The 23,129-nt window shown below is 62.6% G+C and carries 18 protein-coding genes and 1 pseudogene; 18 read left to right on the top strand and 1 reads right to left on the bottom strand.

Annotated features, from left to right (window positions below):
- The first annotated feature begins 111 nt into the window (after positions 1-111).
- The 9 genes from NVV77_RS18785 (at position 112) to NVV77_RS18745 (ending at position 10,019) form a co-directional block, all read left to right on the top strand.
- Entirely contained in the window at positions 112-1,116 is a 1,005-nt protein-coding gene (locus NVV77_RS18785) for a GntR family transcriptional regulator (protein ID WP_295415466.1), read from the top strand.
- Positions 1,117-1,140: 24 nt separating this feature from the next.
- On the top strand, positions 1,141-2,682 hold the full coding sequence (locus NVV77_RS18780) for an ABC transporter substrate-binding protein (RefSeq protein ID WP_295415465.1): 1,542 nt from the start codon (positions 1,141-1,143) through the stop codon (positions 2,680-2,682).
- A gap of 66 nt (positions 2,683-2,748) precedes the next feature.
- A complete protein-coding gene (locus NVV77_RS18775; protein WP_295415464.1) occupies positions 2,749-3,921 on the top strand; it encodes a Xaa-Pro peptidase family protein in 1,173 nt (390 codons plus the stop codon).
- Positions 3,922-3,951: 30 nt separating this feature from the next.
- Entirely contained in the window at positions 3,952-4,932 is a 981-nt protein-coding gene (locus NVV77_RS18770; RefSeq protein WP_295415463.1) for an ABC transporter permease, read from the top strand.
- A gap of 5 nt (positions 4,933-4,937) precedes the next feature.
- Positions 4,938-5,792, top strand: a complete 855-nt coding sequence (locus NVV77_RS18765; RefSeq protein ID WP_295415462.1) for an ABC transporter permease — start codon at positions 4,938-4,940, stop codon at positions 5,790-5,792.
- 16 nt (positions 5,793-5,808) lie between these two features.
- Positions 5,809-6,753: a succinylglutamate desuccinylase/aspartoacylase family protein gene (locus NVV77_RS18760; protein ID WP_295415461.1), complete on the top strand. Its 945-nt coding sequence runs from the start codon at positions 5,809-5,811 to the stop codon at positions 6,751-6,753.
- A 62-nt stretch (positions 6,754-6,815) separates the two neighbouring features.
- Complete coding sequence (locus NVV77_RS18755; protein WP_295416229.1) at positions 6,816-7,811, top strand: ABC transporter ATP-binding protein; 996 nt, start codon at positions 6,816-6,818, stop codon at positions 7,809-7,811.
- The gene (locus NVV77_RS18750) at positions 7,801-8,787 is read left to right on the top strand and encodes an ABC transporter ATP-binding protein (RefSeq protein WP_295415460.1); all 987 of its coding nucleotides are present in this window, start codon (positions 7,801-7,803) and stop codon (positions 8,785-8,787) included. The genes NVV77_RS18755 and NVV77_RS18750 overlap by 11 nt, the downstream gene beginning before the upstream one ends.
- Complete coding sequence (locus tag NVV77_RS18745) at positions 8,784-10,019, top strand: amidohydrolase family protein (RefSeq protein WP_295415459.1); 1,236 nt, start codon at positions 8,784-8,786, stop codon at positions 10,017-10,019. Before NVV77_RS18750 ends, NVV77_RS18745 begins: the two co-directional genes overlap by 4 nt.
- Here the strand turns inward: NVV77_RS18745 and NVV77_RS18740 are convergent.
- Positions 10,016-10,999: a LacI family DNA-binding transcriptional regulator gene (locus NVV77_RS18740; protein ID WP_367178652.1), complete on the bottom strand. Its 984-nt coding sequence runs from the start codon at positions 10,997-10,999 to the stop codon at positions 10,016-10,018. The two genes, NVV77_RS18745 and NVV77_RS18740, sit on opposite strands and share 4 nt — an antisense overlap.
- Positions 11,000-11,213: 214 nt before the next feature.
- On the opposite strand from NVV77_RS18740, the gene NVV77_RS18735 reads away from it, so the two are divergent.
- The 9 genes and pseudogenes from NVV77_RS18735 (at position 11,214) to NVV77_RS18695 (ending at position 23,095) form a co-directional block, all read left to right on the top strand.
- Positions 11,214-13,142 carry an ABC transporter substrate-binding protein gene (locus NVV77_RS18735; protein WP_295415457.1) on the top strand — a complete coding sequence of 643 codons (1,929 nt, stop codon included), beginning with the start codon at positions 11,214-11,216 and terminating at the stop codon, positions 13,140-13,142.
- 76 nt (positions 13,143-13,218) lie between these two features.
- The gene (locus NVV77_RS18730; RefSeq protein ID WP_295415456.1) at positions 13,219-15,330 is read left to right on the top strand and encodes a family 10 glycosylhydrolase; all 2,112 of its coding nucleotides are present in this window, start codon (positions 13,219-13,221) and stop codon (positions 15,328-15,330) included.
- A 266-nt stretch (positions 15,331-15,596) separates the two neighbouring features.
- Positions 15,597-16,583 (top strand): ABC transporter permease, encoded by a 987-nt coding sequence (locus NVV77_RS18725; RefSeq protein WP_295415455.1) that lies wholly within the window; start codon positions 15,597-15,599, stop codon positions 16,581-16,583.
- A 9-nt stretch (positions 16,584-16,592) separates the two neighbouring features.
- Entirely contained in the window at positions 16,593-17,759 is a 1,167-nt protein-coding gene (locus tag NVV77_RS18720) for an ABC transporter permease (RefSeq protein ID WP_295415454.1), read from the top strand.
- A 10-nt stretch (positions 17,760-17,769) separates the two neighbouring features.
- A pseudogene (locus NVV77_RS18715) lies at positions 17,770-19,466 on the top strand (ABC transporter ATP-binding protein).
- 16 nt (positions 19,467-19,482) lie between these two features.
- Positions 19,483-20,514 (top strand): Gfo/Idh/MocA family oxidoreductase, encoded by a 1,032-nt coding sequence (locus NVV77_RS18710; RefSeq protein ID WP_295415453.1) that lies wholly within the window; start codon positions 19,483-19,485, stop codon positions 20,512-20,514.
- A gap of 11 nt (positions 20,515-20,525) precedes the next feature.
- The gene (locus NVV77_RS18705; RefSeq protein ID WP_295415452.1) at positions 20,526-21,440 is read left to right on the top strand and encodes a sugar phosphate isomerase/epimerase; all 915 of its coding nucleotides are present in this window, start codon (positions 20,526-20,528) and stop codon (positions 21,438-21,440) included.
- A 3-nt stretch (positions 21,441-21,443) separates the two neighbouring features.
- Complete coding sequence (gene otnI, locus NVV77_RS18700; RefSeq protein ID WP_295415451.1) at positions 21,444-22,229, top strand: 2-oxo-tetronate isomerase; 786 nt, start codon at positions 21,444-21,446, stop codon at positions 22,227-22,229.
- Positions 22,226-23,095: a 2-hydroxy-3-oxopropionate reductase gene (locus NVV77_RS18695; protein ID WP_295415450.1), complete on the top strand. Its 870-nt coding sequence runs from the start codon at positions 22,226-22,228 to the stop codon at positions 23,093-23,095. Before otnI ends, NVV77_RS18695 begins: the two co-directional genes overlap by 4 nt.
- Positions 23,096-23,129: the final 34 nt, after the last annotated feature.

Genomic DNA, 23,129 nt, shown 5'->3' with positions numbered 1-23,129 from the left:
CATTTGTGCACATTCGTCAGGCGAAATCAAACCGTGTGCAAAAAAATTGCATGCCCTATTGCAGTGTTGGGAACTCGTGGTTACGGTCAGTGTATCAACGTGGTAGAACACATGTTCACGATAGACGCGTCCAGCATCGACAAGTCGCTCCCTGTCCCGGTCGGGACGCAATTGCATGGGCTGTTGAGCTACATGCTGGCCTTCAGCGACATGCCCTATGGCACCAAGCTGCAATCGGTCCGGCAGTTGGCGAGCGAGCTCGGCATTGCCCCGATGACGGTCAGCCAGGTCTACCAACAGCTCCGCGACGAGGGTCTGATCGAGATGCGCGCTGGCCTCGGGGCCTTCACGGCGCGCGATCCGCTGGCCGTCGCGGCCTCCGGGCAGCCGATCAATGCGCTGCGCGGCGATATCGAAGCCATCCTCGCCAAGGCCGAAGCGCTCGGCGTCTCGTCCATGGCGCTGGTGTCGATGATCAATGCCGGCGCGCAGATGCGCCGCCCCGCCACCGGGCTCAACATCGTTTTCGTCTGCATCTTCGAAGGTCCGGGTCGCGACTATGTCGACGAGATCCGGCCGACGCTTGCCAGCAATGATCAGATCGAACTGGTGACGCTCGACAGCATTCGCAATGACGGCCCGCAACGGCAGGCCTGCCTTGCCGCCGACATCGTCCTCACCTTCAGCCACAGGGAAGCGGAAGTGCGGGCGTTGGTCGAGGGCAGCGATGTGCTGGGCCTTCGCTTCATTCCGTCGCAGCGCACGCGGCAGAGCCTTGCGGGTCTCGATTCCCGCGCCCGCGTTGCTGCCATTACCCACTTCAAGGAATATATCGCGATCATGCGCCCGAGCGTGCGCGAGTTCGCCCCGCATATTTCCGACATCCGCGTCACCTGGTCGTCCGCCGATGATCTCAGCGAGATCATCGAAGCATCCGACGCAGTGGTCTACGCCTCGGGCGCCGATCACGTGGCCCAGCTCGTGCGGCCGGGCGTCCAGTGTTTCGAATATCGCCACGCGCCCGATACCGGCGCCCTCGACACCATTCTGGCTCCGCGGCTTGCCGATCTCAGGCGCGCCAAGGGTGGTCAGCTAGCGGGCCGACTATCCGCTTAATTAGTCACAGCAAGGGAACAGGGAATGAAGAAGTTTTTGTTGACGACCAGCGCCTTGATAGCGCTGAGCCTCATGCCGGTGCAGACCGGTTTCGCACAGGACAGCAACACGCTCATCGTGGGGATGGACGTGGATGCCGGTACGCTCGATCCGCGCCTGATGCGCGACACGACTGCCTCGCGCGCCGCTGACCTGATCTATTCCGGCCTCGTCCACATCACCCCGAGCCTCGAGCCGGTGCCGGACCTGGCCGAAAGCTGGGAAACGCCCGATCCGCAGACTTTTATCTTCAAGCTCCGCCCGGACCTGAAGTTCTCGGATGGCAGCCCGCTGACCGCCGATGACGTGGTCTACACCTATACGACTCTGGTCAATCCCGACTTCAACGCCCCGAGCCGCGCCCTCTATGCGCCGATCTCGGCCGTCGAAGCCGTCGATCCGCAGACGGTAAAATTCACGCTCTCCGCGCCCTATGCGCCGCTCCTCACCTATCTCGATATCGGCATCGTGCCCAAGGCCCTCGTTGAAGGCGGCACCGACATCGCGCTCAACCCGGTTGGCGCCGGCCCGATGAAGCTCGTGTCGTGGAACCGTGGCAGCGAAATCGTCCTCGCAGCCAACGAAAACTACTGGCGCGGCACCCCGACGATCGAGAACGTCACGCTGAAAATCATCGGCGACAACTCGGCCCGTTCGCAGGCCTTTGAGGCCGGCGATCTCGACGTCATCCAGTCCCCGCTCGCTCCGCAGGATATCGAACGCCTCAAGGCCGATGACCGCTTCGGCAATGTCATCACCGCTGGCCTCGGCGTGAACTACCTCAATTTCAACGTCAAGGATCCGCTGCTGTCCGATCCGAAGATGCGCCAGGCCTTTGCCAAGCTCGTCGATCAGGCAACCATCGTGAACGACATCTATCAGGGCGTCGATCAGGAAGCGCATTCGATCATCCTGCCCTCGTCCTGGGCCTATTCCGATACCATCGCGCAGCCGACCTTCGACATCGAAGCGGCCGTGGCACAGTTCAACGAACTGGGCTGGACCGACAGCAATGCCGATGGCGTGCTCGACAAGGACGGCAAGGATCTCGAAGTGGTTCTCTCGACCCACAGCGAAGATACCAACCGCGTCCAGAGCGTTGAATTCCTGCAGGCTCTCTTTGAAGCTGCCGGCGTCAAGGCAACTGCCCAGATCAGCGATTGGCCGTCCTTCTCGACCAATTATGTGCAGCAGGGCAAGCACCAGATCGCGCTCCTCGGCTGGCTCAACATCGTCGATCCCGATCGCCTGATGTTCGCCCAGCTGTCCACGGGTGGCCCGACCAACTGGGGTGGCTATTCCAATCCCGAAGTCGACACGCTCCTTCAGGAAGGCCGTTCGACCCTTGATCAGGCCGGCCGCGCCGCTGCCTATCAGAAGGCCGCGACGATCCTTGCCGAAGAGCTGCCCTACTACATCATCTCTGCTCAGGGCTATCAGCTGTTCTACGCCAAGGACCTGCCGGTCGAAGAGGTGCAGGCCACGCCGCGCGGCAATCTCCGCGGCCTGATCGGCTTCACCGACTGATTGTGACTATCCCGGCCGGCGCTTCGGTGCCGGCCGGCCTTGTGGCCCCACTCCAAGGACATCGCCATGGCCTTCTCCCAGCGCCTCAGCGCCGACTATTACGCATCCGTCCATCGCGACATTCGTGCGCGCATGGCCGAAGACGGTGTCGACGTGCTGCTGCTCGATTCCAATGACGACGTCATCTACACGACCGGTTTTTCCCACTACACCACCGAGCGCCCCGTCGTTTTCGCGCTGACGCAAACCGACGCCTATCTGCTGGTGCCCGAACTTGAGCGTCACCACGCGCTCGACCAGAAGACCGCGGCGGAGCTCGTCGTCTATTTCGAATTTCCAGGCCGCGACCGGCCCTTTGCCGTGCTCGCCCGCGCTGTCGGCGACATCAAGGGCACCGTGGCGCATTCGCCCGGCATTTCCCTGGCACGTGTCGGCCAGATCGAAACCGCGTTTCCCAATGCCAAGGTGCGCGCCTCCAGCATCGTGGGCAAAATGCGTCTCACCAAGCGCCCGGAAGAACTGGTGCTGCAGCGCGAAGCTGCGCGCATTTCCGACTCCATGGTTGCCGCTGGCGTCGCCGTCATCGGCGAGGCGCTGCGTACCGGCAAGACCATGCCGACCGAAATCGAGATCGAAGCCCACATCATCCGCCATGCGCTCGATACCATGTATCGCGAGCACGAGGACATCATGCTCGTGCAGGGCATTGCCGGTGGGCTTGTCTATTCCGGCCTGCGTTCCGCTGTCCCTCACGGAATGCCGACCGGCCACCGCCCGCAGCGGGGAGAAAGCATGATTCTTTCTCTCGGCTGCCGGGTGGGTGGGCGCGCCGCCGAAAGCGAGCGCACCTTCATTCTGGGTGAGCCGAACAAGGAGCAGGAACGCTTCTACAATCTTGCCCAGCAGGCCCAGGCCATCGGCACGATGGGTCTGATTGCCGGCGCCACTTGTTCCTCCGCCGATGATCGCGCCCTCGGCTTCATTCGCGAACAGGGCGTCAGCGAATTCTGCCTCCATCGCGTCGGCCACGGCATGGGCGTCATGTTCCACGAGCCGCCATGGGTGGAAGGGGGCGACGATACCGTGCTCCTCCCCAACATGGTCTGCTCTTCCGAACCCGCCCTCTACGTGCCGGGCCTCGGCGGCTTCCGCCTTGCCGATACCGTTCTCGTCACCGGACAGGGGCCCGATAGCCTCACCAAGTTCCCCCGCAAGCTCGATGAGGTGATCCTTGGCTGAGCGTAACCCAGTCCCGCAGAGGCAAAGCCAATGGTAGCCTATGTCATCCGCCGGCTCCTGCTGCTCATCCCCATGGCCATCGGCATGGTGGTGGTCACTTTCGGCCTGCTGCTCATCATCCCGGGCGATCCCGCTGCCGTTCTTCTCGGCCAGGATGCGACGCCGGAAGCCATCGAAACCCTGCGCAATACCCTGGGGTTGAACGACCCCTGGTACATTCGCCTCTGGGACTATTTTGCTTCCCTCCTGCAAGGCGACATGGGCCGCTCGATCTTCCAGAACCAGCCGGTCTCCGAGATCATTCTCGGCCGTCTCGGCGCGACCATCGAGCTCGCCGTCGTTGCGCTGATCCTTGCCACCCTCATCGGCCTGACGCTGGGCGTCCTCGCCGCCATTCGCCAAGGCTCCTGGGTCGACACGGTGACGATGCTCTTTGCACAGCTCGGCGTCTCCATGCCGGTCTATTGGCTGGGTCTCCTCCTGATGCTGCTCTTTGCCGTACAGCTCGGCTGGCTCCCCGCCATCGGCCGCGGCGTGCCGCTCCCCGAGGCGTTCCTTGCTGCCATCACCGGCCGACCACAGGTGCTCTGGGATTCCATCGGCCACATCGCCCTGCCAGCCTTGGCGCTGGCGGCCAATTCGGCGGCCATTATCTCGCGCCTCGTCCGCGCCTCCATGCTCGAAGTGCTGCGCGAAGACTTTGTCCGAACCGCCTATGCCAAGGGCCTGCGCAAGGGCCGCGTCGTCATCCGCCACGCGCTCCGCAATGCGCTCCTCCCAGTGCTCAGCGTTATCGGCCTTCGCTTCGGTGCGCTCCTCGGCGGTGCCGTCCTCACCGAGTCCATCTTTGCCTGGCCCGGCCTCGGGCAGCTCACCATCGCCGCGATCTCGCAGCGTGACCTGCCGCTGATCCAGGGCATTGTGCTCACCTTCGCCATCGTCTTCGCGCTCGTGAACCTGGTGGTGGATCTTCTCTACGCAGCGGTCGACCCGCGTATTCGGTTGGGTTGATGACCATGCGTTTGCCAAAAGCCTTCACCAATGTCTCGCTCGTCGTCGGCGCGCTGATCTCGCTGACCATCATTCTCCTCGCCATTTTCGCGCCCTATGTCGCGACCCATGGCATCGAGCAGATGGACATGCGCAATCGCTTCGACGGCCCGACGATGGAGCACATCCTCGGCACCGACAATTTCGGTCGTGATCTCTGGTCCCGCCTCGTCTTCGGCGCCCGCATCTCGCTCACCATCGCCGTCATCGCAGTGGCTGTCTCAGCCGCCATCGGCACGGTGGTCGGTCTCGTCGCCGGCTACTTTGGCGGCTGGGTCGACCAGATCCTGATGCGGATCACCGACATCTTCCTCGGCTTCCCGGCCATCGTGCTGGCCCTCGCCATCGTCGCCGTGCTTGGCCCGGGCATCATGAATGTGGCGCTCGCCATCATCGTTGTCGCCTGGACCGAATATGCCCGCGTCGTGCGCTCGACGACCCTGGTGCTGCGCGAGCAGAACTATGTGCAGGCGGCGAAAGCCCTCGGCGCCAGCCCCGCCCGCATCATCTTCAAGGAAATCCTGCCCAATGCCCTTGGGCCGATCATCGTCCTCGCCTCGCTCGGCCTTGGCACGGCGATCATCTCGGAATCGGCATTGAGCTTCCTCGGCTTCGGCCTCCCGCCGCCGGCCCCGACCTGGGGATGGACCCTCGCCTATGGCACCCGCTTCATGCGTGACGCGCCGTGGCTCTCCATCGTTTCGGGCGCGACCATCATGGTGACGGTGCTCGGCTTCAATCTACTCGGCGACGGTCTGCGCGATGTGCTCGACCCCCGCCAGCTCTCTCGCGGCGGCGGCAAGTCCGCCAAGGCAAAGTAACTAAAGGAATATTCGAATGGTCAAATCCATCAACCAGCTTCGTCCCAAGTTCACGACGCATGCCGATGGCAGCGACGCAGTGCTGTTCATCCACGAGCTGGTCGGCGAAGAGGATGGTCCCACCATCGGCATTTCCGCCTCCATCCATGGCAATGAGAACACCGGCTCCCAGGCCATTCTCGATCTCTACCGTGCGCTCAAGGACCAGCCCCTCAAGGGTCGCATCCTCCTGCTCCCGGTTGCCAATCCCTATGCCTTCGCCGTCAACGAGCGCTTTGCCACCATCGACAAGGTCGACCTTAACCGCCAGTTCCCAGGCAATCCCAAGGGCACCTATTCCCAGCAGCTCGCCCATGCGATGACCAATGAGTTCCTCAATGTCATCGACGTGCATATCGACCTCCATTCGGGCACCGATCGCCCGACCGTCGACTATGTCTACATCTGGAACGACGAGCGCCTGTCGCGCGCCTTTGGCTCGAAGCTTCTCTACCGTCCGGTCGAGAACAAGCAGGGCACGGTCTTTGGCGGCACCACCAAGTCGGTGACCATCGACACCCGCAATATCCCGGTTGCCGTGATCGAGCTCGGCGGCGGTATCGTCGACCAGACCCCCTACGTGAAGCAGACCGTCGACGGCGTGCTCAACATGCTGAAAACCATCGGCGCCATTCCGGGCGATCCGTGGACCAATCCCAAGCAGATCGTCGTCAATGAACTGGCCGGCATTCGTCCGAGCCAGGGCGGTTGGCTCGAACCGCTGGCCCCGGCCAATGGCGAAGTCATCAAGGGCGGCCAACTGCTCGGTCGCGTCGTCAGCCCCTACACGTTCGAAGTGCTCGAAGAGATCCCGACGCCCTTCGCCAATGGCGTGATGATCATGCAGCACCTCACCCGTAACCTCGTCCATAGCGGCGACTACGGTTTCATGGTCGGCAACCTCGAAGGCGCCACCGACTAAGACCCTCAACATGCCGGGCGTGCCCCACTAGCCCGGCATTGGAGACGACGGCAATGAGCGAAATGAACACAGCAACCCATGTCCCGGTTCTGCAAGTCTCCGATCTCGATATCGAGATCAGGGGCGTCAATGGCGCTTTTGCCGTCGTCTCCGACATGAGCTTCTCGGTCAGGGCAGGGGAAACTCTCTGCATCGTCGGGGAAAGCGGCTGCGGCAAATCCATGACCGCCCTGTCTCTCCTCCGGCTCCTGCCTGATGCAGCCACCATTGCCGGCGGCAAGGTTCTCATAGATGGCCAGGATTTTCTCGCCATGAACCAGCGGCAGGTGGAAGACTTTCGTGGTGAAAAGATCGCCATGATCTTCCAGGAACCGCTTTCGGCGCTCAACCCCGTGCTGCGCATCGGCGAGCAGATCGCTGAATCCGTGAGGCAGCACCGCAAGTGCAACCGGCGCGAAGCCGATGCCCGCGCTGTCGACGTCCTGCGCCTCGTGCAGATGCCCGACCCGGAGCGCCGCGCCACCCAGTTTCCGCACGAACTCTCGGGCGGCATGCGCCAGCGCGCCATGATCGCCCTGGCCCTTGCCTGCGATCCAAAGATTATCATCGCCGACGAGCCGACCACGGCGCTCGACGTCACAATTCAGGCGCAGATCCTTGGCCTGATTTCGGACCTGCAAAAGCGCCTCGGCACCGCCCAAATCCTCATCACCCACGATCTCGGCGTCGTCTCGGAAGTGGCCGATCGCGTCATCGTCATGTATGCGGGCCGCAAGGTCGAGGAAGCGAGCATCTACGATCTCTTCGACCGCCCCTTCCACCCCTATACGATCGGCCTGATGGGCGCCGTTCCCGGTGCCGGCGCGTCGAGCGAAGCCGGCGATCGTCTGGCCGATATTCCGGGCACCGTTCCCCCGCTCTGGAACCTGCCCAAGGGCTGTGCCTTCGCCCCGCGCTGCGCCAATGCCTCGGCGCGGTGCCTTGAAGAGCGTCCGCCATTCGAAGAAAAACGCCCCGGACACTGGGCCGCCTGCTGGGAGCACGACGATGCAGCCTGATCGCACCCCCTTGCTCTCGGTCGAAAATCTCGAAGTCCACTTCCCCATCCGCTCCGGCGTCTTCCAGCGCCAGGTTGGCGCCGTAAAGGCCGTCGATGGCGTCAGCTTCTCGCTCCAGCGCGGCGAAACACTCAGCCTCGTGGGCGAAAGCGGCTGCGGCAAGTCGACGACCGGTCTTGCCCTGATGGGCCTCGTCAAGCCGACCGGCGGCCGCGTGCAGTTCGACGGTCAGGAAATCCGCGGCTTCAATCGCGCGGCGCTCAAAAGCTATCGCCGCCGCATGCAGATCGTCTTTCAGGACCCGTTCTCGTCCCTCAATCCGCGCCAGCGGGTAAAGGACATCATTCGCGCCCCGCTCGACATTCATAAGGTCGGCACCCCGGCCGAGCGCGAAACGCGCGTCGCCGAGCTCATGGAGCGCGTCGGCCTCCGTCCCGATCAGGCCGACAACTTCGCCCATCAGTTTTCCGGCGGTCAGCGCCAGCGTATCGGCATTGCCCGCGCCCTGGCCCTCAACCCCGACGTCATCGTCTGCGACGAGCCGGTTTCGGCGCTCGACGTGTCGGTGCAGGCGCAGATCCTCAATCTCCTCAGCGATCTGCAGCGCGACCTCGGCGTCTCCTACCTGTCGATTTCGCACGACCTCGGCGTCGTCGAATTCATCTCCCATCGCGTCGCCGTCATGTATCTGGGCAAGATCGTCGAGATCGCCCCCAAAACGCGCATCTTTGCCGAGCCGGGCCACCCCTATACCGAACTTCTGATGCGCTCGGCGCCCTCGCGCGATCCGCGCAAACGCCACAGCTTTAGCGCCACCAATGACGATATCCCCAGCGCGACGAAGAAGCCGAGCGGCTGCCCCTTCCATACGCGCTGCCCCCTCGTCACCGCCGTCTGCAAGACCACCGAACCTGCCCTGACCGCCCGCGAGGGGGCCAGATGGTTGCCTGTCACAACCGCTGAGTTGCTTTCATGACCACGTCTTATCTTTTCACTGGCGGCAATGTCCTCGATGCCGAAGCTGGCATCCTGCGGCAGGGGCTCGAGGTGCTGGTCACCGACCAGCGCATCGCCGCCATCGGCACCGGCCTTGCGCGCCCGGACGGCGTGGAAGTGATCGACCTCGCCGGCAAAACCATCATGCCTGGCCTCGTGGATTGCCATGTCCATGTCGTTGCCGAAACGCTCGACCTCTGGGCCAACATGATCGCCCCGGCCTCACTCGCCGCCCTGCGCTCTGCGCGCGTGATGGAAGAAGCCCTGCAGCGCGGTTTTACCACCCTGCGCGATCTCGGCGGCGCCGATTACGGCCTCGTCCGCGCGGTCAATGAAGGCCTCATCGCCGGCCCCCGCCTCATCATCTGCGGCAAGGGCCTTACCACCACCGGCGGCCATGCCGACCTGCGCCAACGCACCGACGATCGTCCGGGTCTCTTCTCCGATCGCCTGGGCTCCATGGGCCTCATCGTCGACGGCGTCGACAATGTCCGCGCCGCCTGCCGGACGATGATCAAGGAGGGTGTCAACTTCATCAAGGTCATGGCCAATGGCGGCGTCTCCTCGCCCAATGACCCGATCCACTCGATCCAGTATTCGCGCGACGAAATCCTCGCCATGGTCGAAGAGGCCGAAAACGCGGGCATGTACGTCGCCGCCCACGTCTATACTGACAAGTCCATCGCCCGCTGCGTCGAACTCGGTGTCCATTCGCTCGAACACTGCAACCTGATCGAGCCCGACACCGCCAAAAAAGCCGCCGAAAAGGGCTGCATCGCCGTCCCCACCCTCGTCGCCTACGACGCGCTCGCCCTTGAAGGCGAAGCGCTCGGCCTCGGCGCCGCCGAATTCGCCAAGATCGAGGTGGTTCGCAGCGGGGGCCTCCGCTCGCTCGAAATCATGCGCGATGCCGGCCTCCCCATGGCCTTCGGCTCCGACCTTCTCGGTCAGCTCCGAAAATATCACGGCATGGAATTCGAACTCCTCGCCAAGGTGCTCACCCCGCAGGAGATCATCCGTTCCGCCACCGTGATCGGCGCCAAACTCTGCCGCCTCGAAGGCCAGGTCGGTATCGTCGCGGAAGGCGCCTTTGCCGACCTCCTGGTGGTCGATGGTGATCCGCTCTCGGACATTTCTCTCTTGCAGAACGATGGCGCCCACATGCCTATCATCATGGCCAATGGGCGGATCGTGAAGAACGCGCTGAACTAGTCCAGCGACCTTACGGAGCCGCGCTCCACCAGGGTTGGCACCAGCATCAGTCGCTGCGGTGGCAGCGGGTGCCGATTGCTGTTCATCCGTTCGAGCAGCAGGCGGAATGCGGCAATGCCCATGTCGGCACCCGGCAGGCGCACTGTCGTCAGCGGCGGCGAAATCTGCGTCGCGGCAGCAAAGTCGCCATAGCCGACAACCGAAATGTCGTCGGGTACGCGTAGCCCCATCCGGTGCAGTTCGGACACCACATGCACCCCAAGGCTGTCATGCGCGCAGAACAGCGCCGTGGGCAGTTCCCCTTCGGTCTTGAGCGCGAGGAAGGCATTGGCAAAGCCCTCTTCGCCAAACTGCACTTCCACGACACTCGCCTGATCCGACGTCAGCAAAGCCTCCCGCAGGCCGAACAGGCGCTCCATGCGGCCCCGCAGCACCCGGCTGCCGTGCACGAAGCCAATCCGCTTATGACCGCGCGCAATCAGGTACTGCCCAATGGCATTGCCCGCCTCGTGGTCGGCGCCCGTCACCTGGTCGACCTGTTCCAGTGGCAGCACCCAGCCCAGCCGCACCACCGGCCGCCCGACCGCTTTCAGCGCCGCCAGTGTCTTCACGTCATGCTGGCCCACCAGCACGATGCCGGCGCTCGCTCGCGCGATGTTTTCGACCCGCTCCGGCTCGACCGTCCAGTGGATCTGCACCTGGTATCCAGAGCTGTCCGCCTCGCGCTGGATGCCGTTCTGCATCTGCATCCAGAGCTCGCTGTTCACCGGATCATGGTCGTTGAAGATGATATGGATGGCCGGCCGCATCGCCGCCACATCGGCCGCGCGCAGATAGCCCAGTTCCAGCGCCTTGGCCGTCACCCGTTCGCGCGTCTCCCCGCTGACGCCATCCTTGCCGGACAGCGCGCGCGACACGGCGAATTTGGATACCCCCAACTGATCGGCAATCTCTTGCAGCGTGATTTTCTTCAAGCGCACACCTTCGTGTTTTGTTAGGTTCTAGCACGCCAATATTTATGCGCAAGTTTTGTCTGTTGTGGCGCCAATAGCGCATATAAAACAATGATATGTGCCGCGAAAAATTTTCGTTGTAACGATTTCAGTATGCCTATTGACCTAACAATTAGGTCTTGGTTGGCTAGTGTTAGCTTGAAGAGCGACGCGTTAGGTCGCCCGAGCTGAGGAGGGATCGATGACCAATATTTCTCGGAGAACATTCCTGGCTGCGACCGGCGCCGCTCTCGTGCTGCCGGCCATCCCAGCCTTCGCACAGGCACCGCTCAAGGAAGCGCCGGCGCTCGCCGAGGCCGTTGCCGCCGGCACCATTCCGCCGCTGGCCGAACGCCTGCCGCTCAACCCCATGGTGGTCCAGCCGTTCGAAAGCGTCGGCAAATATGGTGGCGATCTGCGCGCGGCGCTTGTCGGCGGCGGCTCTCTCAACATGATGCACCGCTATCAGGGCTATGAGCCGCTGGTGCGCTACACTCCGGACTTTGGTGGCGTCATCCCCAATGTGGCCGAAAGCTTTGAGGCCAACGAAGACGCGACGGCCTATACCTTCAAGCTGCGCGAAGGCCACAAGTGGTCCGATGGCACGCCCTTCACCACTGACGACGTGATGTTCTTCTACGAGGACATTCTCCTAAACGAAGAGCTGGCCCAGTCCCCGCCGACCCCGCTCCGCTCGGTCGATGGCAGCACGGCAAAATTCGAGAAGGTTGACGCGCTCACCTTCCGCATCGTCTTCAACCAGCCCAATGGCCTCCTGCCGCTGCGCCTCGCCTGGGCCAATGACGACCGCACCACCCGCACCCCGCGCCACTACCTCGAGCAGTTCCACATCAAGTACAATCCCGATGCGAACAAGCTCGCGACCGACCAGGGCCTGACCGGCTGGGTCCAGCTCTTCCAGATCAAGAGCGGCATCGCGGTCGATGGCGAAATCTTCAAGAACAAGGACATGCCGACGCTTTTCGGCTGGACCGTGACCCAGCCCATTGGCGAGTCTGCCGAGTTCTCGATTTCCGAGCGCAATCCCTACTATTTCAAGGTCGATACCGACGGCAACCAGCTCCCCTATATCGACCGCATCAGCTACGCCGTGGCAGCCGACAACGAAGTGCTGTTGCTCAAAGCCCTGCAGGGCGAGATCGACCTTCTCGACCAGTGGATCTGCACCCCGGCCAATCGCGCCGTGCTCTATGACGGGCAGGAAACCGGTCAGTACGGGTTCTACACCACCACCTCGACCGAACCGAACGAGATGGTGTTCCAGCTCAACCTGACCCATCCCGATCCGATCAAGCGCGCCCTTTATCAGAACAAGGATTTCCGCGCGGCCCTCAGCCACTCGATCGACCGCCAGGCCGTCATCGACACCATCTTCATCGGCCAGGGCGCTCCGGCCCAGCCCGCCGTTCGTCCCGAAGACCCGCTCTACAACGAGCAGCTCGCGACCCAGTTCACGGCTTACGATGTCGCCAAGGCCAATGAACTGCTCGACACCATCATCCCCAACAAGGATGGCGAGGGCATTCGCCTCTATGAAAACGGCCAGCGCGTCTCGATCATTTTCGAGATCGACCAGGTCCGCCAGACATTCGTTGACTCGTTCCAGCTCGTCCTGCCCATGCTCCGCGCCGTCGGCATCGATGCGCAGATGCGCACCATGGACCGCTCGCTCTGGGAAGTTCGCGTCCGCCAGGGCGGCGAATATGACGCCACCGTGCACAAGTTCGGCGGCAATGGCGGCATCGTCGCCATTCTCGATCCGCGCTACTTCTTCCCCAACACCACCGAGGCCATGTACGCCAAGGGTTGGCAGATCTGGTACAACGACAAGAATTCCGTCGATGCCGTCGAGCCGCCGGAAGCCACCAAGCGTCAGTTCGAAGCCTATAACGAACTGCGCCAGTCGAGCGACCCGGCCAAGCAGAACGAGCTGATGGCCGAAATCCTGCAGATCGCGGCCGACGAGTTCTACGTCTTCGGCATCACCCTGCCGCTCGATGGCTATGGCATTCTCGCCAATCGCCTCAAGAACGTGCAGCCCGTCATGCCCAATTCCTGGGGCTATCCGACGCCTGCGCCGACCAATCCCGAGCAATATTACATTAGCTGACCCCTCCCAACGTCAGCTCGGCACCGGCGGTTGACCGCCGCCGGTGCACTCCTCTCTCAAAACACCGGATCGTCCGATGCTAAAAATCGAAGACAGCCCAGCCACGTCCAGTCTGCGCACGCCCGACTGGTACAAGACCGCCACGCGCTGGACCCAGCTCACTTTCGTTGAGGACGACCCGCAGCGCTACGATCCCGCCTTCTGGGTCGACGTGTTCAAGCGCACCAAGTCCAACGCCATCTGCCTCTCGGCCGGCGGCTATATCGCTTACTATCCGAGCGAAATCCCGCTCCACTACGTCTCGAAATTCATCGGCGACACCGACCCGTTCGGCACGCTGGTGGCCGAGGCGCGAAAACTCGACATGCACGTCATGGCCCGCGTCGATCCGCACGCCATCCACGCCGATGCCGCCGAGGCGCATCCCGAATGGGTGTCGCTGACTGTCGACCGTAAGCCGCGCGAACACTGGGCCATGCCCGGCATCTACGTCACCTGCGCCTATTCGAGCTACAATTTCGATTTCATGACCAAGGTCATCGTCGAGATCGCCGAGAAATACGACATCGACGCGCTCTTCGGCAATCGCTGGCAGGGCCACGGGGTCTGCTACTGCAAAGCCTGCGAAGACAATTTTAGAGCCGCCAGCGGTTTTGAGCTGCCTGAAACCAGCACCGCCTCCGACCCCGTCTGGCAGGCCTGGGCCGCCTGGCGCCGCACGACGCTGACAAAACTCGTCGCACATTGGGACACCGAGGTCAAAAAGGTAAAACCGCACGCCAGCTTCATTCCCAATATGAGCGGTTCCTCGCTCATGGAATTCGACCTCTCGGTCATCAAGAAGCATTGCCCCATTCTGTTCGTCGATCATCAGGGCCGCCGCAATGTCGAGCCCGCCTGGTCGGCCGGCCGCAATGGCAAGCGCATCCGCGCCACTTTTCGCGACCGGCCAGTGGGCCTCATCACCTCCATTGGTCCCGAGGAAATCCCGCGCTGGAAGGATTCGGTGCAGACAGGCCCCGAAATCGAACAGTGGATTCACGCCGGTATCACCCAGGGTCTGTTCCCCTGGTTCACCAAGTTCAATGCCTGCATTCCCGATGACCGCTGGGTCCAGCCCACGGCCAATGCGTTCAACCTGCACGCCAAGGTCGAGCCGGTCATCGGCTCCATGCTGCCCAAGGCCGAGATCGCGATCATCGACCCGGCAACGACTCTGCGCCATTGGGATCCCGACAAGCGGCACCTCGCGGAACTCAACGACATGGGCTTTTACCACGCCCTCGTCGAAGCCCGTCTGCCCTTCGAGTTCCTCTCCGACCAGATCATGACCATCGAGGAGCTGCGCCGCTACAAGCTCGTCATTCTCGCCAACGCCACCTATCTCTCCGACGCCCAGTGCCAGGCTCTTCGCGATTTCGTCGCCGAAGGCGGTTCTGTCGTCGCGGCGCACCAAACCTCGCTCTACGACGAAAAGGGCGCTGCCCGATCCGACTTCGGCCTCGCCGACGTCTTCGGCGTCAAGATGACCGCGGCCCCGCGCGCTGGCGTTCGTAATTCCTATGTTTCGATCAACGGCAACCACCCCATAAACACCGGTTTCGGCAGCGCCCAGCGCATCATCGGCGGCACCGAGGATGTCGGCGTCGAGCCGACCACCACGCTCGAACAGCCGTTCCTAAAAGTCCCGGACTTCCCGGACCTGCCGATGGAAGAAGTCTATCCCCGCCTGCCGCCCCAGGGTGTCGGCGTCTCGGCCCGCACCACCGAAGCCGGCGGCCGTGTCGTCTACATTCCCTGGAATATCGGCGAAGTCTTCTGGACCTACATGGCTGAGGATCAGGGGCGCCTCATCGCCAATGCTGTCAAATGGGCACTCGGCAAGGAGCCCGAGATCGAAGTCACCGGCCGCGGCGTCTTCGATGTGGGCCTCCACGAGGACGAAAAGGGCAGGGCGCTGTGCCTCCTGAACCTCACCAATCCGATGATGATGAAGGGCCCGTTGCGCGACACATGGCCGGTCGGCCCGCTCACCGCCACGCTCGAAATTCCCAAGGGCAAGACGGTGAAATCAGCCAGTCTCCTGGTCGCCGGCAAGGACGTCCCATTCCGAATCTCGGGCGACCGTGCAACGGTCGACATCACAGAGATCGAGACCATGGAGGTGGTCCATCTCGCTTGGGAGTGAGGAACCCCACGACACGGATTTTGTCCCAGTCACGGCGTCATTCCCGCGAAAGCGGGAATCCCTCTCCGAAATGGAGATCCCCGCTTTCGCGGGGATGACACCGAGAAAATAGCGGGGCCACTAAGCGCCCCAAAATCACCGGCCGATACCTCCCCCTTGATGGGGGAGGCTAGGAGGGGGTGACGGGAGCCCCAAAGCTCTCAACAGACCACCCGGCCCGACGCTTACCCGCCGAGCCACCCCGCAAAGCCGAAAGAGGAGCGGCAATGCTGAACTATATCTTGAAGCGACTGGTCTACATGATCCCGACCCTGATCGGCATGTCGATCATCTCGTTCGCCATCATCCAGTTGCCGCCGGGCGACTATCTGACTTCGCTGCTTTCGACGCTCGCCGATGGCGGTTCGCCCATCGATCCCGCGACCGTCGAGCGCCTGCGGTCCCAGTACGGCTTGGATCAGCCCATCTGGATCCAATACGGCAAGTGGATGCTGGGCATAATCACCCGCGGCGATTTCGGCTTTTCCTTCGAGTGGAACCAGCCGGTTTCCGAGGTCATCTGGTCGCGCATGGGCTCGACCCTCGCCATTTCCTTTGCCGCGCTCATCCTCGTCTGGGCCGTCTCCCTGCCCATCGGCATCTATTCCGCCGTGCGCCGCAATTCCATCGGCGACCACGTCTTCACCTTCTTCGGCTTCATCGGCCTTGCGGTGCCAAACTTCATCCTGGCCCTGACGCTGATGTACGTGTCCTTCCGCGTCTTCGGCCAGTCGGTCGGCGGTCTCTTCTCGCCCGAATATGTCGATGCGCCCTGGAGCATGGGGAAACTCTGGGACCTCATTCTCCACCTCTGGATTCCCATCCTCGTCATCGGCATGTCCGGCACCGCGGCAATGATCCGCATCCTCCGCGCCAATCTCACCGACGAGCTCTCAAAGCCCTATGTGACGACCGCCCGCGCCAAGGGCCTGCCGGAATACAAGGTCATCGTGAAATACCCGGTGCGGATTGCGCTCAATCCCTTCGTTTCGGCCATCGGCTGGGTGCTGCCCGAACTCGTTTCCGGCGTCACCATCACTGCCATCGTGCTCAATCTGCCCACGGCCGGCCCGCTGCTCCTCCGGGCGCTTGTTGCGCAGGACATGTATCTCGCCGGCAGCTTCATCCTGCTTTTGAGCGTGCTGACCCTGGTGGGGATGCTCATTTCCGACATCCTGCTCGCGCTGCTCGATACGCGCATCCGATATAACTGAGGTGATGCGATGACTGTAACGCCCGCCCTCGATGCCAAACTTGCCGAAGACGGCCCCGCCATTTCCGGCCTCAAGCCCGGCATCGACCCGATCTCCGATGCCGCCGCCGGCCAGTGGACCCTCATCTGGCGCAAATTCCTCAACCAGAAAGTCGCCCTCTTCTGCGGCGGCGTCATTTTGGTCCTTTATCTGATCGGCGCCTTCGCCGAATTCCTGGCGCCTGGCCTGCCTGACACCAGCCGCGCGCAATACACTTACGCGCCGCCCCAATCCCTCGGCCTCTTCACCCCGAGCGGCGAATTCCAACTGCACGTAAAGGGCTACAAGGTCGAGATCGACAAGGCCGCACTCCGCCGCACCTTCGTCGTGGACGACTCCGTGGTGATCCCCGTTGGCCTGTTCGTTGAAGGCCCCACCTACAAGTTCTGGAACCTCTTCGAGAGCAATCGCCACCTGATCGGCCCGCTTGATCCCAGCCAGACCATGTACCTGCTCGGCGCCGATCGCCTTGGCCGCGATCTCCTCAGCCGGCTGATCTATGGCACCCGCATTTCCATGTCGATCGGCCTGATCGGCGTCTGCATGTCGCTGTTCCTCGGCGTCGTCCTCGGCTCCATTTCCGGCTATTTTGGTGGCTGGGTGGATACGATCATCCAGCGCGTTATCGAAGTCGTCAGCGCCATGCCCACCATTCCGCTCTGGCTCGGTCTTGCCGCCGCCATCCCGCTCACTTGGTCGCCAATCCACGTCTATTTCGTCATCACCATAATCGTCTCGCTCCTCGGCTGGACGGGTCTGGCCCGTGAAGTCCGCGGCCGCTTCTTCTCGCTGCGGAACGAGGATTTTGTCACCGCCGCCAAGCTCGACGGCTCCTCCGAGCGCCGCGTCATCTTCCGCCATATCCTGCCCTCGCTGACGAGCCACATTCTCGCCGTGACGACCCTTGCCGTCCCTTCGATGATTATCGCGGAAACCTCGCTTTCCTTCCTCGGCGTCGGCCTCAAGGCTCCCGTCGTCTCCTGGGGCGTGCTGCTGCAGGATGCGCAGAACATTCGCTCCATCTCGACCGCGCCCTGGCTCCTCATCTGGCCAAGCCTTGCCGTCGTGATCGCCGTCCTCTCCTTCAACTTCTTCGGCGATGGCCTCCGCGATGCCGCCGACCCCTATGAGACCTGAGGAGCAAAATATGGAAAAGCCCGTCCTCAGCGTCGAAAATCTCTCCCTCGATTTTCACCTCCGCACCCACATTCTCCACGCCGTTCGCGATGTGAGCTTTGAGCTGCACCGCGGCCGCACCCTTGCGCTGGTCGGCGAGAGCGGCTCCGGCAAATCCGTCACTGCCCGCTCGCTCATGCGCATCGTCGACAAGCCCGGCCTCATGGTGGGTGGCCGGATCATCCTTCGCGCCGAGGGTAACGAGACCGACCTCGCCCAGCTCGCCTCCAACAGCGCCGAAGTCCGCGCCGTCCGCGGCGCCCGCATCGGTCTCATCTTCCAGGAGCCGATGTCGTCGCTCTCGCCGGTCCACACCATCGGCAGCCAGATCGACGAAGTCGTGCGCCTCCACTCAAAGCTCGACAAACGCGCCGCCCGTGCCCGTACCGTTGAACTGCTCGGCCAGGTTGAAATCCCCAACCCCGCCGAAATGGCCGATCGCTACACGTTCGAGTTCTCCGGTGGCATGCGCCAGCGCGCCATGATCGCCATGGCGCTGGCCTGCAATCCCGACATCCTCATCGCCGATGAACCAACCACGGCGCTCGACGTCACCACCCAGGCCGAAATCCTCGACCTCATCAAGCGCCTCCAGACCGAACGCGGCATGGCCATGCTGCTCATCACCCACGATATGGGCGTCGTCGCCGAAGTCGCCGATGATGTCGCCGTCATGCGTTTTGGCCGCATCGTCGAAACCGGCACCGTGGACGAAATCTTCCATGCCCCGCAGCACGCCTACACCCAGCGCCTTCTTGCCTCGACGCTGAAACTCGAGCAACCCGCCGACGCCCGCGCCGAGGCCGTCGTCACGCCGCAGCCGATCCTGACGCTAAAGGATCTCACCAAGGTCTATGGCGGCGCAAAGGGATTTTTGGGCACAAAGAAATTCGCCCTCAAGGCAGTGGACGATGTCAGTCTCGTCCTCCACGCCGGTGAAAACCTCGGCGTCGTTGGCGATCTGGTTCTGGCAAGACCACGCTAGGCCGCCTCATCCTCCGCACCGTCGAGCCAACCGCGGGGAAGGTTCTCTACCGTCAAAAGGACGGCAAGGAGATCGACGTCACCGCGCTCTCCAAAGCCGACCTCAGAAAATTCCACGCCGACGTCCGCCTGATCTTCCAGGACCCCTTCGCCTCGCTCAATCCGCGCATGACCATCCGCCAGATCATCGGCGATCCCCTGGTCGTCGAAGGCAAGCTTTCGGCAAAGCAGATCGAGGAAAAAGTCGCCGAACTTCTCCGCCTTGTCGGTCTCTCGCCCGACGTCATGGAGCGCTACCCCCACGCCTTCTCCGGCGGCCAGCGCCAGCGCATCGGCATCGCCCGGGCCCTGGCGCTCGACCCGCGCATCATCATCGCCGACGAAGCGACCTCCGCGCTCGATGTTTCCATCCGCAGCCAGATCCTCGACCTGCTGCTCGAAATTCAGAGCCGCCTCGATCTCTCCTTCATCTTCATCTCCCACGACATCTCCGTCGTTCGCTATTTCTGCGATCGCGTCGCCGTCATGCATCGCGGCAAGCTGGTCGAAGTCGGTCCCGCCGAAAAGATCTGCACCGCCCCTGACGCCGATTACACCCGCGCCCTGATTTCGGCCGTTCCCAATCCCGATCCCAGAAACAAGCGCATGCTTCATCGCACCCGCCTCTCCGCCCTCTCAACGTGAACAGTCTGCTAGCCAAATGACCACCAATCAGCGTGCCGTGTTGACCGGCGCCGGCGCCATGAGCCGCAAGTGGCTCGAAGCCGTCAAAACCGTGGGCGGCGTCGATATTGTCGGCATCGTCGACATCAATCCCGCCAATGCCGAAGCCCGCGCCACCGAGCAGAATATCAATCCCGAGATCGGCACCGATCTCAAATCCATGCTCGCCAAACTGACGCCCGAGATCGTCTTCGACGTCGCCATCCCCGCTGTCCGCCACGACATCGTTTCGACCGCCCTGAGCGCGGGCGCCCATGTGCTGTCGGAAAAGCCCATGGCCGAAACCCTTGATCAGGCTCGCGATTTAGTCGCCCGTGCCGAAGCCGCGGGTCGCCTCCACGTCGTCATCCAGAACCGCCGCTACCTCGCCCAGCTCCGCCGCATCCGCCGCCTCGTGGCGTCCGGCGCCATCGGCGAAATCACCGGCGTTCACTGCGATTTCTTCCTCGATCCTCACTTCGGCGGCTTCCGCGAGCAGATGCCCCACGTCCTCCTTCTGGACATGGCGGTCCACACTTTCGACGCCGCCCGCTTCGTCATCGACGATGCCGCAACGTCGGTCTATGCCGAGGAGTGGAACCCCGCCGGTTCCTGGTACGAGCGTGATGCCTCGGCCTTTGCCAGCTTCCGTTTTTCGCAAGGCGCCGTAATGACTTACCGCGGTTCCTGGGCGGCTCCGGGCTTCCGCACCTCCTGGGAAAGCACCTGGCGCATCACCGGCACCGAAGGCTCCATCCTCTGGGACGGCGCCGACGACATTCGCGCCGAGCGCTCGCTCCCCCACGTCGCGGGAAAACTCCTCCCCGACACGCAAGCCATTGAAATTCCAGCACTAGACCCCGCCGACCGCATCGGCGGCCATCTTGGCGTCATCACGGATTTCATTGCCGCCACCCGCGGCGGGCCGACGCCCGAAACCGTCAGCCGTGAAAACATCAAAAGCCTCGCCATGGTCCTCGGAGCCATCGACAGCTCCACATCGGGCCGTCGCGTCGAAATCATCATTTAAGGGAAGTACTTATGGCCATTGACCCAAAAGCCATCCGCATCGGCACCATGATCCGTGGCCACGAGCCCGATCCAGTTGGCTATCTCGAAAAAATCCTGCCGCACGGCTTTGAAAGCATCGAGCCCTATTTCTGGCAGACGGTGAACAAGGACCTCCCCGAACTCGCCAAGCGTCTCAAGGACGTCATCGGCGATCGCGACGTCACCATCTCGACCCTCGGCATGTTCGGTAACCCCTTGGAAGAGCAGCCCAAAGACATCGAGACCCTGCGCGGCTGGGAAGCGCTGATCGACAATGCCCACCATTTTGGTGCCACCTGCGTCGCCGGCTTTACCGGTCGCATCCGCAATCGGCCGCTCCCCGAAAGCCTGCCGCAATTCAAGAAAGTCTGGTCCGAGCTCTCAAAGCGTGCTGCCGACAAAGGCGTAAAAATCGCCTTCGAAAACTGCTCCATGCGCGGCAATTGGGAAACCGGCGACTGGAACATCGCTCACAATCCCGACGCCTGGGAAATGATGTTCAACGAGGTGCCGGAAGACAATCTCGGGCTCGAATGGGAGCCCTGCCATCAGATGGTCTATCTGATTGATCCCATTCTCCAAATCCGGAAGTGGGCGCACAAGTTCTTCCACGTCCACGGCAAGGACGCGACCATTCGCTGGGATGTCATCAAGTCCCAAGGCTATGGCGGCAAGGAAAAGGCCGTCTGGATGCGCACGCCCGGCTTTGGCGATACCAACTGGTTCGACGTCATTTCCGAACTGCGCCTTGCCGGCTGGTCCGGCTCCATCGATATCGAAGGCTGGCATGATCCGGTCTATCGCGAAGAGCTGGAAATGGTTGGCCAGGTCCACGCGCTGAATTATCTCAAAGCTGCCCGTGGTGGCGATTTCATCGCCTATCCCGGCCCGCTCAAGGGAGCCTGACCCGTGCCGCGCTTTTCCGCCAATCTTTCAATGCTCTATCCCGAACTGCCTTTCATGGAACGGTTCGCTGCCGCCGCTGCCGATGGCTTCAAGGCTGTCGAATATGTCGGCGCCTATGATCAGGAGCCGTCCGCACTGAAGGCTCTGCTCGACCAGCACGGCCTCACCCAAGCGCTGTTCAACCTGCCGGCCGGCAATTGGGCCGCGGGCGAGCGCGGCATTGCCTGTCATCCCGACCGGATCGTCGAGTTTCGTCAAGGCATTGAGAAAGCCATAGAATATGCGAAGGCAACCGGTTGCTGCCAGGTCAATTGCCTCGCCGGCATTGCCCCGGAAGGCTACGATCGCTCGGCCCTCGAATTGGTTCTGATCGACAACCTGCGCTACGCCGCGCCGCGCTTTGCCGATGCCGGCATCAAGCTCCTCGTCGAGCCGATCAATACCCGCGACATCCCCGGTTTCCTGATCAACTCTACCGACGACTACGAGCGCATCGCCGCGGCGGTGAAGCACGAAAACCTCTACCTGCAGTATGATTTCTACCACATGCAGGTGGTGCAGGGGGACCTGATCCCTGCCTTCCTGCGCCTGCAGTCGCGCATCGCCCATGTGCAGATCGCCGACAATCCCGGCCGCCACGAGCCGGGCACGGGCGAAGTCAACTATCCCAATATCTTCAAGGCACTGGATGAGTCTGGCTACTCCGGCTGGGTCGGCGCCGAATACAAGCCAAAGGCAGGCACCAGCGCCGGACTCGGCTGGTTCGAACCTTGGAGGACGCAGGCATGAAGATCGGTTTCATTGGCCTCGGCGTCATGGGCCGTCCCATGGCCGGCCATCTCATCGCAGCCGGCCACGAAGTCTTCCTGCACCGGGTAAAGGATGTCTCACAGCATCTGGTCGAAGCCGGCGGCAAGGCGCTCGACAGCGCCAAAGCCGTCGCCGAGGCCGCTGACATTGTCATCCTGATGGTCCCCGACACCCCTGACGTCGAAAATGCGCTCTTCAGCGAAGCGGGCGTAGCAGAGGGCCTCTCCTCCGGTAAGCTCGTCATCGACATGAGCTCCATCTCTCCTGTGGCCACGCGTGAATTTGCGAAACGCATCGCCGAAAAGGGCGTCGGATACCTCGACGCCCCAGTCTCCGGCGGCGAAGTCGGCGCCAAGGCGGCTACGCTCACCATCATGGTCGGCGGCTCCGAAGCGGACTTCGCCCGCGCCAAGCCGCTCTTCGAACTCATGGGCAAGAACATCAACCGTATTGGCGAAGTCGGTGATGGCCAGGTTGCAAAGGTCGCCAATCAGATCATCGTCGGCCTGACCATCGAGGCCGTCGCCGAAGGCCTCGCCTTCGCTCAGGCGGCTGGCGCCGATCCCGCCAAGGTCCGCAGCGCCCTGATGGGCGGCTTCGCCTCCTCGCGCATTCTCGAAGTGCATGGCGAGCGCATGATCAAAGGCACCTTCGACCCAGGCTTCCGCATTCGCCTGCACCTGAAAGACATCGGCCTTGCCACGGAAGCGGCGAAAACCCTCGACCTCTCCTTACCGCATGCATCGAACCTGCTGCAGATCATGCAGCAGGCGCTGGCGGAGGGCTTGGGAGACAGGGATCATTCGGCCCTGTTCGAGTTGTTGATACCTCAGACAACTGTTTGAGAACAGCGAGGGCTGGCAGCCGCCAAGTATCCAT

Origin of the sequence: Devosia sp., from assembly GCF_024707125.1 — a bacterium.
Classification (GTDB): Bacteria; Pseudomonadota; Alphaproteobacteria; order Rhizobiales; family Devosiaceae; genus Devosia.
Note: the sequence above shows the minus strand (reverse complement) of the source record. Positions and strands in the feature narration are given on the sequence as shown.

Coding starts and splice junctions, on each gene's coding strand:
- NVV77_RS18745 (WP_295415459.1), top strand. CDS start 8,784: ATGACCACGTCTTATCTTTTCACTGGCGGCAATGTCCTCGATGCCGAA.
- NVV77_RS18750 (WP_295415460.1), top strand. CDS start 7,801: ATGCAGCCTGATCGCACCCCCTTGCTCTCGGTCGAAAATCTCGAAGTC.
- NVV77_RS18705 (WP_295415452.1), top strand. CDS start 20,526: ATGGCCATTGACCCAAAAGCCATCCGCATCGGCACCATGATCCGTGGC.
- NVV77_RS18760 (WP_295415461.1), top strand. CDS start 5,809: ATGGTCAAATCCATCAACCAGCTTCGTCCCAAGTTCACGACGCATGCC.
- NVV77_RS18785 (WP_295415466.1), top strand. CDS start 112: ATGTTCACGATAGACGCGTCCAGCATCGACAAGTCGCTCCCTGTCCCG.
- NVV77_RS18780 (WP_295415465.1), top strand. CDS start 1,141: ATGAAGAAGTTTTTGTTGACGACCAGCGCCTTGATAGCGCTGAGCCTC.
- NVV77_RS18720 (WP_295415454.1), top strand. CDS start 16,593: ATGACTGTAACGCCCGCCCTCGATGCCAAACTTGCCGAAGACGGCCCC.
- NVV77_RS18725 (WP_295415455.1), top strand. CDS start 15,597: ATGCTGAACTATATCTTGAAGCGACTGGTCTACATGATCCCGACCCTG.
- NVV77_RS18695 (WP_295415450.1), top strand. CDS start 22,226: ATGAAGATCGGTTTCATTGGCCTCGGCGTCATGGGCCGTCCCATGGCC.
- NVV77_RS18735 (WP_295415457.1), top strand. CDS start 11,214: ATGACCAATATTTCTCGGAGAACATTCCTGGCTGCGACCGGCGCCGCT.
- NVV77_RS18765 (WP_295415462.1), top strand. CDS start 4,938: ATGCGTTTGCCAAAAGCCTTCACCAATGTCTCGCTCGTCGTCGGCGCG.
- NVV77_RS18755 (WP_295416229.1), top strand. CDS start 6,816: ATGAACACAGCAACCCATGTCCCGGTTCTGCAAGTCTCCGATCTCGAT.
- NVV77_RS18770 (WP_295415463.1), top strand. CDS start 3,952: ATGGTAGCCTATGTCATCCGCCGGCTCCTGCTGCTCATCCCCATGGCC.
- NVV77_RS18710 (WP_295415453.1), top strand. CDS start 19,483: ATGACCACCAATCAGCGTGCCGTGTTGACCGGCGCCGGCGCCATGAGC.
- NVV77_RS18730 (WP_295415456.1), top strand. CDS start 13,219: ATGCTAAAAATCGAAGACAGCCCAGCCACGTCCAGTCTGCGCACGCCC.
- NVV77_RS18775 (WP_295415464.1), top strand. CDS start 2,749: ATGGCCTTCTCCCAGCGCCTCAGCGCCGACTATTACGCATCCGTCCAT.